Here is a 15,203-nt window from a genome sequence, read left to right as displayed (position 1 = left end):
CTCCCGCGGGCAAAAAGCCCCTTATGCGGATCGTTAAGTGTGCGGATTATGGTCTTTTTTCTATTCCTTGACAAGGAATAAAACTTGAGTTGCTGATGAGAATGCGCTGGTTCTGATCTGTTGTTGAGAATCTGGGCCTATACCTTTTTGGGTTTGCTGCAGTTTCGATGAACAGAGCTCACGACGGACGAACCCGCTGATCTAGGACGCCACTGGAACTCGGGAGAGAGCACGTGGATCGGCCCCAGACTCCCTTGGACGAAACGTATCGAGCATCTTCTGATTTCGGCGTGACGCATTGGGCCTTGATCGTGCTCGTGATCCTGATGCTCCTCGGTGCGGTTTATATTGCCGAGGCGGTCATCGCTCCGGTTGCCTTCTCACTGTTCCTGATCGCGATCCTCTGGCCGCTGCAATCCCGTCTTCAGGCTCACATTCCACGTCTCGTCGCTCTGGCGATCAGCATCTTCCTGCTCGTGGTGACGTTCAGCGGTTTCGCCTCGTTGATCGTCTGGGCCTTCAGTCGCGTCGGGCGTTGGATCCTCATCAACTTGAGCAGGTTCCAGGCGCTCTACAATCAGATGATCCTTTGGCTCGAGGAGCAGGGGATCGCGGTGGCAGGTCTCTGGGCCGAGCATTTCAACATCGGCTGGATCGTGAGCCTCATGCAGAAGCTCACCGGCCAGGTGAACACCACATTGAGCTTCTGGCTCGTTGTGCTCGTCTACGTCATTATCGGCCTGCTCGAAGTTGAGGGAACCTCCAGAAAAATCAATATGCTGCCGAACCACCGCATCGCGCGCGTCATTCTCGGCGGAAGCGAGGAGACGGCGGTAAAGATCAGACGATACATGATTGTACGAACCCTGATGAGCGTTCTGACCGGCATTCTCGTCTGGGCGTTCGCCTTGCTCTTCGGATTGCCGCTCGCTCAGGAATGGGGCGTGATCGCCTTCACGCTGAACTATATCCCGTTCATCGGTCCCTTCATCGCGACCCTGTTTCCGACTTTGCTTGCGATGGTCCAGTTCGACACCTGGCAGGCCGTCATCGTGGTTTTCGCCTGCTTGAACCTGATCCAGTTCGTAGTCGGCAGCTATATCGAGCCGCGCCTTTCCGGAACCGTGCTTGCTATGTCTCCCTTCGTGGTTCTGTTCGCGATCTTTCTCTGGACGTTCCTGTGGGGCTTGCCGGGCACGTTCATCGGCATTCCGATCACGATTGCCGTTCTCAGTTTCTGCGCGCAGGATCCTTCGACCCGGTGGCTCGCGATCCAGCTCGGCCCGCCGGACGAGACCGATCCGCCCATCCCTGAGCAGACTCGTCCGGAAGCCTGATCTCCACGCGCTCAGGTGCCGCGAGCTTCATCTCGCCATCGCTGACGGCAAGCGTATGGATGAGGAATGAAATATTGCCGTTTATTGCAGGATTCATGACGGGGGAGGCGGCTGAGACGATCCTAACGTCGCCGCATTGACCGATCCATTCCGTATGCCGGTGCCCATGGAAGACCACCAGCCTTTCCGCAAAGGGACGCAACTGTCTGACGAACCACGACCCATTGATGAGAGCCGTGCCCACGCGCTCGGAGAAGGCCTTCGCGGGCGTGGGATATTCTACAAGGTGGTGATGGAGCGCGACGATCCAGCCGGCGCGCGGATAGCGCTCCATGGCGGCCATGAGATCCTGCGCTTGAAGGGCGGGCATCAGCCCCAGTGCATTCGTGAAGGAGAAATGCGCTTCCGCATTCGAGTTGAGAAGCGCCGCGCCGATCCCGTCATCGGTCTTCGGCGGAAGGATCATGGGAAATACATCGTCCCAGATCTGTGACAGCCGATGGGAGAGTCGGATACCACCCGCTCCGGCAAAGGCAGCAATGTCTTCCCGATGGGGAGCCAGCCGCTCGGCGAGGGTAGGGCCCAAATGTCCGGTTTCGGAGTTGAGGCAAAAGACCTTGTCTCCCTGTAGGGCTTCGATGGCCGAGAGAGTTCGAAGCTGGCGGAGGCGCTTTCCAGGGCTCGTCGGCAGTTCAAGCCGGGCTGGATTGGCGCGATCGACCACGTTCACATCATGGTTGCCGGGAAGGATCAGCAGGCGCTCGGCCAGCGCGGGATGGGCCGCGACCGTGTCGAGGAACTCCGCCCATTCCGCCGACCGGCCGGCATCCGTCATGTCGCCGGTGATTAGGATCAGATCCAGGGGATGCTGTGCGTGAAGGGCGTCGAGCCTATCGAGCACAAGGCGCATTCTCCCATTTCCGCGAGGTCCTGCACGGCCGCTTTCGATGCGGAATCCATAACCCTCTCCGACGGCATGGAGATCGGACAGATGCGCGATGCGCCAGGTTCGGGCCTGTGCGGGAATATCGGCGTAAGCCATGAGATCGGCAGGACGTCCCAAAGCGCCGTCCGCAAGGGCCCACACGAGGGCCGCTACCGTGACATAGCATCCGACGATGACCACCGCGTTGGCGAGGGCGGGAAGGATTAACTGGTGCGGCACCAATACGTCTCCGGCCTCACCGATCCAGCGCGATGCGGGCCAGGCGAGGATGACGAGGCAGACCGACAAGGCGCTCACCAGCATACCGCCTCCGAGGGCGGCGACAGCATAGAGACGGGTTTGCCGGCGAGGCCTCGTATCGGGAGAGAGCTTGCCAATGATATGCCGCAACCCTTCGCGGAACAGGGCGTAGACGGGTTGCACAGCCAGGGCATTCAGGGACCAGAAGCTGCTTTCGGCAGCGCGCAGCACGGGCTTGCCGCCGATCCATGTGAGAGCGATGAGACCAGCAACGATCAGCAGCGACCAGAAGCCTGCCAGAGCCGTCGCGACCTGTCCGGATATCGTGGTCGCCCATCCCAGAATGACGAGCGGTGCGAGCCCCAGCAGAATAGCCGGAAGGCCGATCAGCATGATCCAGGCCAGGATAAGCTTGGGTATGCTGATTTCCGCAAGGAGCCGCCCGCCGATTGCGAGGAGAGATCGGCTCTTGGTACTCGCGACATCATCCTCCACATCGCCAAGACGTGGATCGATGAGAAAATGCACCCGAGGAAACGACCTATGTTCCCGCATCTTCTCTTTCGGCGGTGTAGGCTGAGACTTCATCGTCATGGCCGAACCCGGATGCTGCCGAAGCAGGCTTATTGAGGCAGCGTGTTCTTATAGATCTTGCCATCCTTCATGATGACGAGAAAGCGTCTGTCGGGGTCCGCGACGAGATCGAGGTTCTCAAGCGGATTGCCATCGACCACAAGCAGATCCGCCATCGCTCCTTCTTCCACGACACCGAGCCTGACGGGATATGGATTGCGGGGGCCAGATAATGTCAGCAGCTCTGCATTCGTCGAGGTCGCCATGACCAGGGCTTCAGCTGGCGTATGCCAGCGAGTGAGAGCGGCAAGCATGGCGCCCTGGCGCTCTGCCAGCTCCTGGGAGAACAGAATGTCGGTGCCGAACGCCGTCTTGAGCCCGTATTTCTTCGCCAGAGCATAGACCGTCTCGGTGCCGCCAACCACCTGTCGCATCTTGGCCTGTTCCGCCGGGCCCAGCGCACTGGCGCCACTCAGGTCGAGGAAGGGCTGGGTGCTCAGCCAGATTCCCTTTTCCGCCATCAGCCGGGCCGTGGCGTCGTCCATCAGGTGTCCGTGCTCGATGCACCTGACACCCGCCGCAATCGAACGCTGGATGGCGGCGGATGTATAAGCATGAGTGCAGACATAAGTGCCCCAGTTCTCGGCGGCTTCAACGGCGGCCCGTAGTTCTGCTTCGGTGAACGTGGACACATCGAGAGGGCTGAACGGGGATGCCACGCCGCCACCGGCGGTGAGCTTGATTTGTGAGGCGCCTTGCATGAGCTGCTCGCGCACACGCATGCGCACCTCGTCCGGACTGTCGGCGATCATGCTCCCGCCCAGTTGCTCGACACGAGCCAGCATTCCACCGATGGTCCTCGGTAGGTCGGAGAGCTGGCGAAAATCGCCGTGGCCGCTGGTGATCGTGATCATCGCTCCGGACGGATAGATGCGCGGTCCCGGCAGAAGCCCCTCGTCGATGGCGCGCTTGAGGCTGAAGGATGGTCCACCCATGTCACGGACAGTCGTGAACCCGCGCATGAGGGTTGCTGTGGCCTCGGCCCCTGCGAGAAGAGTCGAATAGCCGATGTCGCTGGAAAGAAGCATCGCGGGAGTCGGCCGCACCAGCATCGCATGCCAATGCATGTCGATCAGGCCTGGCATGATCACGCGCCCGTTTCCGGGGACGACTTGGACACCAGGTTCCGCCGTTACATCGATTGGGGCAGCGGAGATGCGCTCAATGGTGTTGCCCTTCACCAAAACATGGGAGGGAGCCGACAAGGCGGCATTCTTGCCGTTGAAGATCCGGACATTCTCGAAGAGCGTTGTCGAGTTGCCGGCGATGGAAGGTGAGGGTGCCTGGGCAACTGCCGGAGCATGTGCTGCGGCCATAACCCCCGCCAGCATGAGCCCTCGGGATGACCTGGAGACAAAATCAACAATCCCTGCGCGGACAGACATTGCGCCCACTCTCATAAGTGTTAGGCCGCGTGCCGCATAAAAGTCGCGTCCAATGGGGATCCGCAGCGTCTCGTCCGGAGGCTGACACGGCTTCATGCGGTGTCAGCGCGTCTGAAGAAAAGCCAAGGATCTCACTTGCGGGCAGGGCTTCTTGAAGCCTAGCTCTCCTCCGCATGCTTGAGTATCGGGAAAAACCTCGAACTTCGTGAGGTAAACCCTGAGCCGAGAATGGGCCTGACCCCGATTCACACAGGAGGGTCCTGTGTGAATGATGAAGCCTGAACCTTCTCCGTGACGAGTTTGGGAGTGAAGTTCTTCTGTCCCGTCGGGTTTCTGACCCTCAGTGCCTTAAGCTGCCGTTGCCGTTTGAGGTGGGCCTTGCCATAGCACAGCCGCGTCCTGGTCGGAGAGAACCGCCGGGCGCTCCAGCATGGTCGTGATCGGCATCGCCCGTCCTGTGGCTGCGCTTTCCAGGATGCTGTGCATGATCTCAAGGACATGCAGGGCCAGCCGGCCCGTCGAGCGATGAGGCGTGCCGTTGATGACGGCGCTGGCAAGATCGGCGAGGCCGAGCGCGCGGTAGTTCGCGCGCGACGGCATCTCGGGCGCCCAGTTCGGAGATCGCCAGTTGGGGGCACCGAGCGGCATGTCGCTCGAATCCTTCGGCTGCCAGTCCCCGCCGCGCTCGGTCATTTCGACATGACCGCCGAAGAAGTTCGGATCCGGCACACGCAGGGAGCCTTCGGTGCCGTAAAGCTCAATTGCCGGATGGCCGTGCTTCCAGACATCCCAGCTCATGCAGAATGTAACCTGTGCTCCAGAGGCGAATTCCAGAAGCGCCATGACATTCGTCGGCGTTTCCACATTGATCCGCTGCCCCTTCTTCGGAGATTCCGCAGTCACGATGCGCTCGGGGAAACCGATACCCGACATGGAGAACACGCGCTGCACCGGGCCGATGAGATTGACCAGAGTGCTGAGGTAATAGGGTGCCATATCGAGAATGGGGCCGCCGCCCGGCTTGAAGAAGAACTCCGGATCCGGGTGCCAATGCTCCATGCCGTGTGACATGAGGAAGGCCGATCCGGAAAGGATGCGCCCGACGGCTCCGTCGTCCACGAGCTGGCGGGCGAGGCGGCCGCCGGCCCCGAGGAATGTATCCGGTGCGCAGCCCAGCAGCAGGCCCCGCGCCTCGGCCTCATCGACCAACTTGCGTCCCTGCTCGAAATCCACCGCGAGAGGCTTTTCCGAGAAGACGTGCTTGCCTGCACTGAGTGCTGCGAGAGATACGCCGAAATGTGCGCTGGGAATCGTGAGGTTGACGACGAGATCGATATCTTCGCGAGCCAGAAGCTGATCGACCGAGAGAGCTTCGATGCCATGGCGGCTGGCCTGGGCCTGAGCGATCTCGGGTTTCACATCGGCGCAAGCGCGCAGCGTCAGCCCCCGATAGGCCGGGATGTTCTGAAGATAGATGCCCGAGATGTTGCCGCATCCGATGATGCCGACATTCAGGGTTTTCATGATTCTTATCCCTCGATATTGCGCAGGAAGTCGAAGCTCGAGCGGGCTGTCTTGGCGGGATCGGCGGGCTTGTCGTGCTCTACGACCATCCATTTGGCGCCTGCCTCGCGGCAGGTTCGCCACAGGCCGCGCCAGTCCAGCACGCCGGAGCCGACATCCGCCCAGCGGTCCTGGTCCTCGTTCTGTCCCGTGGGAGCGATGTCCTTGACGTGTGCTGCAGTGATCTTGCTGCGATAGCGGTCGATCCATGCCTTGGGATCGACATGGCCGCGCACGAGCCACGCCACATCGACCTCCCAGGCGAGGGGGCTTCCTTCCGACTCCTCGAAGATCAGCTCCAGCGCCGTCTTAGCGCCGTCCTTCGGAACCATCTCCCAATGGTGGTTGTGATAGCCGAGACGGATGCCATCCTTCTGAAAGCGCTCAGCCATCTTGCCGAGTTCCTGTCCGAGAGAGCGCCATCCGTCGGCGGCCATGTCGCGCTGCTCGGGAGGAACAGCAGGCATGTAGAGATCCGTGAGGCCAAGAACCCGGCAGGCTTCGATGACGGCATTAGGTTTTTCACGCAAAGCCGCCAGACTGACATGGCTTGAGGATGCCTTCAGTCCCCGCGCATCGAGCCTGGAGCGTACCCCTTGTGCATCATCGAGATGAGAGCCCACCGTCTCCACATAGCTGTATCCGGCTTGCGCCACGGTATCGAGAATGCGGTCGAGGTCTTCCATCGAGCGCAGGGTGTAAAGCTGTATCGAAAGGCAATCTGTGACGCTCATGAAGTCCTCAGAGTTTGAAAAGTGAATGTGTTTGCGTTCAGAGGCGCTGGCCGCTTTCGGCGTCGAAGAGGGAAATCTGCGCGGCATCGATCCCGAGATTGAGATGATCGCCTGCCGACAATCTGATGTCTCCACTGGTGCGGACCTGGAGCGAGCCTTCACGATCGCTGCACCAGATCACGGTGTCGGCTCCCATGGGCTCGATAATGTCGACGCTGAAACCGGGCCAGGCGCCGAGTTCGACGATCTTCAGATGCTCCGGCCGCACGCCGAGAACCACTTCCTGACCAGGGGAGGGGCTGCCGGTGAACGTGTAGCCGTGGAGCGGCAGGCGGCGTTGGCCCGACACGAAAATCGGCCCACTGCCGGTATCCTCGAGCCTGCCCTTGATGAAATTCATCTGCGGTGAGCCGACAAAGCCTGCGACGAACATATTGGCGGGGCGATGGTAGATCTCCGCCGGGCTGCCGACCTGCTGGATCATTTGATCCTTCATGACCACGATACGGTCGGCCAATGTCATCGCTTCGATCTGGTCGTGCGTCACGTAGATCATCGTCGTCTTGCCGAGCCGGGCATGCAGCCGCTTGATCTCGACACGTAATTCGTTCCTGAGCTGCGCATCGAGGTTGGAAAGCGGTTCGTCGAACAGGAAGACCGCCGCATCGCGCACGAGCGCACGGCCAATGGCCACGCGCTGACGCTGGCCGCCCGACAATTGATCGGGGCGACGGTCGAGAAGGTGAGTGATCTGCAACAGTTCCGCCGCCTGCTTGACCCGCTTTTCGATCTCGGGCTTGGGCGTCTTCGCCATCTTGAGCCCGAACGACATGTTCTCGCGCACACTCATGCGCGGGTAGAGGGCGTAGGACTGGAAGACCATGGCGATGCCGCGATCCTTCGGCTCCTCCCAGGTGACGTTCTGTCCCCCGATCCAGATCTGCCCCTCGGAGATGTCGAGAAGTCCGGCGATGGCATTGAGCAGCGTCGACTTTCCGCAGCCCGAAGGGCCGAGCAGGACGATGAACTCGCCCGCCTCGAAATCGAGGGAGAGACCGTTGAAGACGCGGACGGCCTCGAAGGCAACGGTGATGTCGCGAACGGATACGGTGGACATATTTACCCTTTCACTGCACCTGCGGCGATGCCGCGGACGAACCAGCGTCCCGAAACGAAATAGACGACGAGGGGAACGAGCGCGGCGAGCATGGTTGCGGCCATGTCCACGTTGTAGGCGCGCTCTCCTTGCGTCGAGTGAACGATGTTGTTGAGTTGCACCGTCATGGGCAAGTTCTCACGACCCGCGAAGGTCAGGCCGAAGATGAAATCGTTCCAGATGCCGGTGACCTGAAGGATCGCCGCAACGACGATGATCGGAGTCGACATGGGCAGCATCACCCGGAAGAAAATCGTCCAGAACCCGCCGCCATCGATGCGCGCCGCCTTGAACAGCTCTATGGGCAGGCCCGCATAGTAGTTGCGGAACAGGAGCGTCATCGTCGGCAGGCCGAAGATCACGTGCACAATGATGATGCAGAGCAGCGAGTTGTAGATGCCCGTCGTGGAGAAGATGCGCACCAGGGGATAGAGGAAAACCTGATAGGGAATGAACGCGCCGAGCAGCAGGATACCGAAAATTACGTTCGCTCCCCGAACCCTCCAGAGAGAAAGGGCGTATCCGTTGATGGCGCCTGCGGTGATCGACAGGATGACGGACGGGATCAGAATGCGAACCGAATTCCAGAAGCCGACGCTGATGCCGTTGCATTCAAGCCCGGTGCAGGCGGACGACCAGGCCTTGGTCCATGCCTCGAACGTGAGGTTGACAGGCAGCGCGAGAATATTTCCGAGCCGGATTTCGTCCATCGGTTTGAGCGAGGTGACGAGCATGATCCAGAGCGGCAGCATGAAGAACAGGGCGGCCGTGATCAGGAAGGCATAGACGCCGATGCGGCCGATGGTGAGGTGCCGTGGGCGGCGGCCCTGCGGGATGGCGGTGCTCATGCGGGCCTCCCTTGGGGACGGACATATTTGGCGTAGATCCATGGGGCGAGGATCGCGACGACCGTGATCAGCATGACGGTGGCGGCAGCCGTTCCCAGTGCGATGTTGTTCCGCTCGAACAGGTGATCCATCACGAATTTCGCCGGCACTTCCGTTGCGATGCCAGGGCCGCCGAGGGTCATGGCAACCACGAGGTCGTAGAGCTTCACGACACCGGTCGCGAGGAGCACAGTGGCGGTCACGACCATGGGCCGAAGCAGCGGGAGAACGATGGACAGGTAGACGCGCCAGGTGGGGATGCCGTCGATGCGAGCGGCCTTCCAGAGTTCCGAGTCCACGCCTCGTAAGCCTGCGAGCAGAATGGCCATGGTCAATCCGGCCCCATGCCACAGGCCTGCAATGACGATGGTGTAGATCGCCATCTGCTGGTTCACGAGCCAATCGAAAGTAAAGTTCTCAAAGCCCATGTCGCGCACGAGCTTTTGGAGGCCGAGGCCGGGATTGAGAAACCACTGCCATGCGACGCCAGTGACGACGAAGGACATGGCATAGGGGTAGAGAAAGATCGTGCGAAAGACACCCTCGGCGCGGACGTTCTGATCGATGAAAACGGCAAGCATGAAGCCGAGAATGAGGCATCCCGAAATAAACAGAACGCCGAAGATCAGGATGTTTTCGGCCGAGACCAGGAAACGGTCATTCATGAAGAGGCGGCTGTACTGGGCAAAGCCGACCCAGTCGAGCTTGGGGAGTAGCGTCGAGCTCGTGAAGGAGAGGCGGACCGTCCACAGCATGCAGCCGATATAGACGACCAGGACAATGAGTGCCGTCGGGAGAAGCGCCAGAGCGGCCGGCAGTCGCGTTCTGTTGATGCGGCGGTTTTTGACAGGGCGCTCGGAGGTGGCAACAGCGGTCGGGATAGAGACAATGGCCATCTGAAAACTCCTTCAGGGGTTGCCAGTCCGGCGGAAGCGAGGCTCCGCCGGACCGCACTTGAATGAAGGTGCCTCAGCTGGCGCTTTGCATGGCGGAAACGACCTTCTCCACGAAGGCGTCAGCCGACATGCTCGGGTTGTTCCAGAATTGCGTGACCGCATCCTGCATGGCGCCGGAGAAGTTCGGCGTGCTCAGGAGTTCCATGGCCTCGACCTGGTTCGCCGGGTCCTTCAGCACGGCGGCGGACTTCTGAGCGCAGACATCCATGGATGACACGTCCACGTCCAGCCGGACCGGAATCGAGCCCTTCTTTTTGTTGAACTCAAGCTGGGTCGTCGGATCGAGCAGGACATCCGCCAACTTATCCTGAGCCGCCAGCTGATCCTTGTCCTTGGTCACGGGGAAGACGAACACGTCGCCGCCGATCACAAGTCTCGGCTCCTTGCCGACGATGGTGCAACCGTATTCCTTGCCTGCCGCTTGTCCAGCTGCGGTGAACTCGCCCTTGGCCCAGTCGCCATTGAAGTGCATGGCCGCCTTGTTGGTGATGACGAGTGCTGCGGCGTCATTCCAGTTGCGGCCCGGAGAGCCGGGGTCGACCAAAGCACGCATCTTCCCGAAGAGTTCGGTCGCTTCCTTGAACTCTGGGCTCTTGGCCGCTTTCTGGTCCCGCGCGCCGTAGACCTTGCGGAACAGATCCGCGCCGCCATTGCCGACAAGCACGGCACGGAACAGGTTATGTTCCCAGTTGGGTTGTCCGCCCAGAGCAAGTGGGATCACCCCCGTGGCTTTGAGTTTCTCACCAGCAGCGATGAGCTCAGGGAAAGTCTTCGGAGGCTCGACGCCAGCATCCTTGAAGAGCTTGATGTTGTAGAACATCCAGTTCTGGCCGTGGATATTGATCGGAACCGCGTAGAACTTGCCGTCGCGGACCGTGGCATCGACGATCGGCTTGGGCATGATCTCACGCCACTTTCCGGCCTTGGCTTTGCTCTCGACATCGCGAACGAGGTCGTTGCTGACGAGTTCGTCGAACTGCTTGCCTGTATTGAACTGCATCATGGCCGGCGGATTGCCGCCGACGATGCGGTTGATGCCCGCCGCACGGGCGTTCGCGCCGCCGGCAATGGCATTGTCGACCCAGGTGCCACCGGCCTTCGTGTACTGGTCGGCAAACACTTTGACAGACGCGGACTCGCCGGCTGACGTCCACCAATGGAGTACTTCCGCCTTTTGGGCGAAGGCTCCAGAGCTCGAAATCATGGCAATAGCAAGGGTATACGCGGAAACGCGTGTCTTCAGGCGCATGGCTTTCTCCCAGAAGCGTTGTGAACCGTTTTTGTAATCGATTACATCTTGTTTTATGTAGGTTGAAATCGTCTTCAAGGTAAGTCAAGACTAAAATTTACGTAGCGTCCCCCTTGCGATGATTGAGGCGATATTGTGGTGACAGGTCGAGAGTGCGCTCCATGAGCCGTAGGGGCTGGAAAACCGTGAAGGAGGTCCGCATTGCGGATGTGGCTCGGCTTGCCGGGGTTTCCACAGCCACCGTCAGCCGTGTGCTGGCAAATCCGGATCAGGTTCGGGAAAAGACGCATAAGGTCGTCATGGAGGCCGTGCGCCGCAGCGGATACACGCCCAACAGCGCGGCCCGGAATCTCCGCACGCGGCGCACCATGACCGTGCTAGTGGTCGCCCCGCGGCTTACCAATCCTGTCTTTGCTCAGGTTCTGCGAGGCGTGGACGATGAACTGACACAAAGCGGGTACGGGATCATCGTCGCCAATCTGGACAATCAGACGGAGCGAGAGGTGCGATTTGTCGACCTCGTGCTCTCCCGCCAGGTAGACGGCGTTCTTCTGATGAACGGGCGTATCCCACAAGGCAGCAAGCGCAGCATGGGAGATGCCGGGTTGCCTATGGTGGCCATGTGCTCGGCCATTCCAGACAGTGGAATCCCGAACATCGTCGTTCAGGACCGGGAAGCTTCTCGGAAGGCAGCAGAGTATTTGGTGCAACTGGGCCATCGCACGTTTGGTTACATCTCGGGCCTGCCAGGCACATACATCGAAACGGAACGCTTCAAGGGTTTCCAAGAAGGCGTCCTGGCAGCTGGGTGCAGCGAGAAAGTCGCGCGCTGGGAGGGGCCTTTCATGTTCTCGACCGGCGTCGCCGCAGCTGAGGCTTTTCTGCGTATGAGGAAACGGCCGACCGGAGTTTTCGCGGCCTGCGACGAAAGCGCGATCGGTTTCATCAAGACCGTGAGGTCTGCCGGAATCCGCGTGCCGGAAGATGTCTCCGTGATCGGCTTCGACGGCATTGAGTTTGCCGATTACACCGAGCCGACACTCACCACATTCCGGCAACCGCTGCATGAGATCGGGCGCACTGGCGCCCGCGCTCTATTGAGCATGATTCAAGGAGAAAAAGGTCGGACGGACGGGGATGTCCGCTTGCCACTGCAATTGCTGGAAAGAGGCACGACCGGGCCAGCGCTCGGAAAGAAGCAAGGATAATGCTGCCTTAACACATGAAGAAATCGGAAGAACAGGAAACGCCCATGACGACCATCCGCAATCCGATCCTGCGCGGCTTCAATCCTGATCCCGCCTTCTGCAGAGTCGGCGACGATTACTACATCGCCACCTCGACCTTCGAGTGGTATCCCGGCGTGCAGATCCATCATTCGCGTGATCTCGTAAACTGGCGCATGATCTGCCGCCCGCTCGATCGCGCGTCGCAACTCGACATGCGCGGCAATCCCGACAGCTGCGGCGTATGGGCGCCCGCGCTGACCTATGCGGATGGTCTCTTCTGGTTGATCTATACGGACGTGAAGCGGCGTCTCGGCAATTTCAAGGACACGCACAATTATCTTGTGACGGCACCTTCCATCGAGGGGCCGTGGTCCGACCCGATCTACATGAACTCGTCAGGCTTTGATCCTTCACTGTTCCATGACGAAGACGGACGAAAATGGTTTGTCAACATGGTCTGGGATCACCGCCGGCGCCGAAGCTCTTTCGACGGCATTCTCCTTCAGGAATACTCACCCCAAGAGCGCCGCCTCGTCGGCCCAATCAAGAACATCTTCAAAGGCAGCTCTCTCGGGTTGGTCGAGGGGCCGCATCTGTGGAAGCGAAAAGGCTGGTACTATCTCACGGTGGCTGAGGGCGGCACCTCCTACAATCACGCCGTCACGATGGCGCGTACCAGAACGATTGATGGCCCGTATGAGCTTCACCCGAACATTCATCTCCTGACGAGCAAGGACGCACCGGATGCTCCGCTCCAGAGGGCAGGGCACGGCTTCTATGTGGAGACGCCTGATGGCGAGGTGTTTCATACGCATCTCTGCAGTCGCCCCCTGCCTGGATCAAGGCGTTCGCCGCTCGGCCGGGAGACGGCAATCCAGCGAGTGGTCTGGGGAGAAGACGATTGGTTGTACCTTGCCCATGGAGGGCAGGTTCCGGCCGTCGAAATTCAAGGCCCAGAGCTCCCATCTCATCCATTCCCGCCAGCGCCTGAGCGCCACGATTTCGACGACGGAAAACTCCCTTCCGAGTTTCAGTGGCTGCGCACTCCCGATTGGGACCGATTGTTCTCGTTGAGTGCCAGACAAGGGCATCTCCGGCTTTACGGGCGCGAGTCCATCGGAAGCTGGTTCGAACAGGCTCTCGTCGCCCGGCGCCAGACGGAGTGGAGTTACTCGGCAGAAACGTCGGTGGATTTCAATCCGGAAACCTATCAGCAGCTTGCCGGGCTGATCTGCTACTACGACCGTGCCCGCTTTCACTATCTTGCCGTGTCTGCCGACGACGAGGGGAGGCGGGTGCTCCAAGTCATCTCGTGCTTAGGAGATTATCCGGATTCTTTAATGACCTATGGGCTCGACAATGATCTGCCGCTGCCGGCCGAAGGCCCGGTTTATCTTGGTGTCGATGTGCGGCAGGCCGACCTTCAGTTCAGATGGTCGATCGATGGTGGGAGCTGGAATCCTGTCGGTCCTATCCTTGATGCGAGCATTCTATCGGACGAGGCAGGGCCGGGGGCTCACGGCTCGTTTACGGGTGCATTCGTCGGAATGGCCGCGCATGATCTGACAGGGCGTGCTTCGCCGGCAGATTTCGATTTCTTCGTCTATCGTGCAGCCGGGTAAAATCAGTAGGCGAGTATAGCGAAACGACGAGCGGATTTCGCAAAAGGACTACATTCAAAAGCCTGCCGCTCATCGGTATACCTATCCTCAGGAGGACAACATGCAGCCCGTTCGTTGGGGGATCTTGAGTACCGCTAGAATCGGAAGGACGAAGGTCGTTCCGGGGATGTTGAAAAGCCCGCTTTGCGCTATTGCCGCCGTGGCGTCTCGGAATGAGGCATCGGCCCAGGACATGGCGCGAGAATTCGGAATTCCGAAGGCGTATGGTTCATACGAGGCTCTGCTCGCCGACCCGGACATCGAAGCCATTTACAACCCGCTTCCCAATCACTTGCACGTCCCGCTGACGCTCATGGCGGCAGCCGCCGGCAAGCATGTGCTATGCGAGAAGCCGATTGCGATCACGGCTCAGGAAGCAGAGCAACTTAAGGAAGCGTCATCGAAGGTCATCATCGCCGAGGCCTTCATGGTCCGACACCATCCGCAATGGCAACATGCCCGAAGCCTTATCCGCGAAGGAGCAATCGGAGAGGCGAGGGCGATCCAAGTGTTCTTCTCTTATTTCAACGCCGACCCATCCAACATCCGCAACATGGCGGATATCGGTGGCGGTGGATTGCTGGATATCGGCTGCTATGCGGTGGTGGCGGGGCGTTATTTTTTCGAGGCCGAGCCGATCCGTGTCATGGCGCTCGAGGATCTTGATCCTATCTTGCGGATCGACCGCACGACCAGCGCGCTCATGGATTTCGGCGCAGGCCGGCAGGTCACGTTCACGGTCTCAACCCAGCTCGTGCCTCATCAGCGGGTGCAAATCTTCGGCACGAAGGGACGGATCGAGATCGAGATCCCCTTCAACGCTCCACCCGACCAGCCAACCCGCATCTTCCTCGATGAGGGCGCCGTGCCTGGCAGTCGCTCGGCGCGGGCCATCGAGTTTCCGGCCATCGATCAGTATCAACTCCAGGGGGAGGCTTTCAGCCGTATCGTTCGGGGGGCCGAGCCGCCAGGAGATGATCTGGACGACGCTCTTGCGAACATGCGCATTCTGGATGCGTTACGGCGCTCCACAAAGTCCTTGACCTGGGAGGCGATCTAGCAAGTCCTTTGTTCGGATTGCAGCAGGTCGTGCATGTGCAGGCACTCAAACCAGCTCGCGCAGTGCGCTGTCGTATCTCACGAAGCCTGTTGTGGATCATGCGGTTCGGGCGTTCCGGGAGGAGTAAGGCGCTCGCCCCTGAGGTCTGCCCGGGCTGTGTGCGTCCC

Annotated in this window: 12 protein-coding genes; 4 read left to right on the top strand and 8 right to left on the bottom strand. The window is 60.1% G+C overall.

The window, feature by feature from the left end; genetic code table 11:
• The first annotated feature begins 326 nt into the window (after positions 1–326).
• Positions 327–1,337, top strand: coding sequence for an AI-2E family transporter (locus tag MHY87_RS17605; protein ID WP_239353917.1), 1,011 nt, complete (start codon positions 327–329; stop codon positions 1,335–1,337).
• Here the strand turns inward: MHY87_RS17605 and MHY87_RS17600 are convergent.
• From MHY87_RS17600 to MHY87_RS17565, 8 genes are all read right to left on the bottom strand, one after another.
• Positions 1,231–3,117 carry a metallophosphoesterase gene (locus tag MHY87_RS17600; protein ID WP_370644983.1) on the bottom strand — a complete coding sequence of 629 codons (1,887 nt, stop codon included), beginning with the start codon at positions 3,115–3,117 and terminating at the stop codon, positions 1,231–1,233. The two genes, MHY87_RS17605 and MHY87_RS17600, sit on opposite strands and share 107 nt — an antisense overlap.
• Before the next feature lie 29 nt (positions 3,118–3,146).
• Positions 3,147–4,472: an amidohydrolase family protein gene (locus MHY87_RS17595; protein WP_239353881.1), complete on the bottom strand. Its 1,326-nt coding sequence runs from the start codon at positions 4,470–4,472 to the stop codon at positions 3,147–3,149.
• 417 nt (positions 4,473–4,889) lie between these two features.
• Complete coding sequence (locus MHY87_RS17590; protein WP_239353880.1) at positions 4,890–6,065, bottom strand: Gfo/Idh/MocA family protein; 1,176 nt, start codon at positions 6,063–6,065, stop codon at positions 4,890–4,892.
• Between the two features lie 5 nt (positions 6,066–6,070).
• Entirely contained in the window at positions 6,071–6,838 is a 768-nt protein-coding gene (locus MHY87_RS17585; protein WP_239353879.1) for a sugar phosphate isomerase/epimerase, read from the bottom strand.
• A 37-nt stretch (positions 6,839–6,875) separates the two neighbouring features.
• Positions 6,876–7,955 carry an ABC transporter ATP-binding protein gene (locus MHY87_RS17580; protein ID WP_239353878.1) on the bottom strand — a complete coding sequence of 360 codons (1,080 nt, stop codon included), beginning with the start codon at positions 7,953–7,955 and terminating at the stop codon, positions 6,876–6,878.
• 2 nt (positions 7,956–7,957) lie between these two features.
• Positions 7,958–8,842 (bottom strand): carbohydrate ABC transporter permease, encoded by an 885-nt coding sequence (locus MHY87_RS17575; RefSeq protein WP_239353877.1) that lies wholly within the window; start codon positions 8,840–8,842, stop codon positions 7,958–7,960.
• Positions 8,839–9,777 carry a carbohydrate ABC transporter permease gene (locus MHY87_RS17570; RefSeq protein WP_239353876.1) on the bottom strand — a complete coding sequence of 313 codons (939 nt, stop codon included), beginning with the start codon at positions 9,775–9,777 and terminating at the stop codon, positions 8,839–8,841. Before MHY87_RS17570 ends, MHY87_RS17575 begins: the two co-directional genes overlap by 4 nt.
• A 73-nt stretch (positions 9,778–9,850) precedes the next feature.
• Positions 9,851–11,086, bottom strand: a complete 1,236-nt coding sequence (locus tag MHY87_RS17565) for an ABC transporter substrate-binding protein (protein ID WP_239353875.1) — start codon at positions 11,084–11,086, stop codon at positions 9,851–9,853.
• A gap of 209 nt (positions 11,087–11,295) precedes the next feature.
• On the opposite strand from MHY87_RS17565, the gene MHY87_RS17560 reads away from it, so the two are divergent.
• From MHY87_RS17560 to MHY87_RS17550, 3 genes are all read left to right on the top strand, one after another.
• Positions 11,296–12,294, top strand: coding sequence for a LacI family DNA-binding transcriptional regulator (locus MHY87_RS17560; protein ID WP_239353874.1), 999 nt, complete (start codon positions 11,296–11,298; stop codon positions 12,292–12,294).
• A gap of 44 nt (positions 12,295–12,338) precedes the next feature.
• Positions 12,339–13,937 (top strand): glycoside hydrolase family 43 protein, encoded by a 1,599-nt coding sequence (locus MHY87_RS17555; RefSeq protein WP_239353873.1) that lies wholly within the window; start codon positions 12,339–12,341, stop codon positions 13,935–13,937.
• Positions 13,938–14,037: 100 nt separating this feature from the next.
• A complete protein-coding gene (locus tag MHY87_RS17550) occupies positions 14,038–15,036 on the top strand; it encodes a Gfo/Idh/MocA family protein (protein ID WP_239353872.1) in 999 nt (332 codons plus the stop codon).
• The last annotated feature ends 167 nt before the right edge of the window (positions 15,037–15,203 follow it).

It is taken from the genome of Microvirga sp. ACRRW (assembly GCF_022346925.1).
Lineage (GTDB): Bacteria > Pseudomonadota > Alphaproteobacteria > Rhizobiales > Beijerinckiaceae > Microvirga.
Note: the sequence above shows the minus strand (reverse complement) of the source record. Positions and strands in the feature narration are given on the sequence as shown.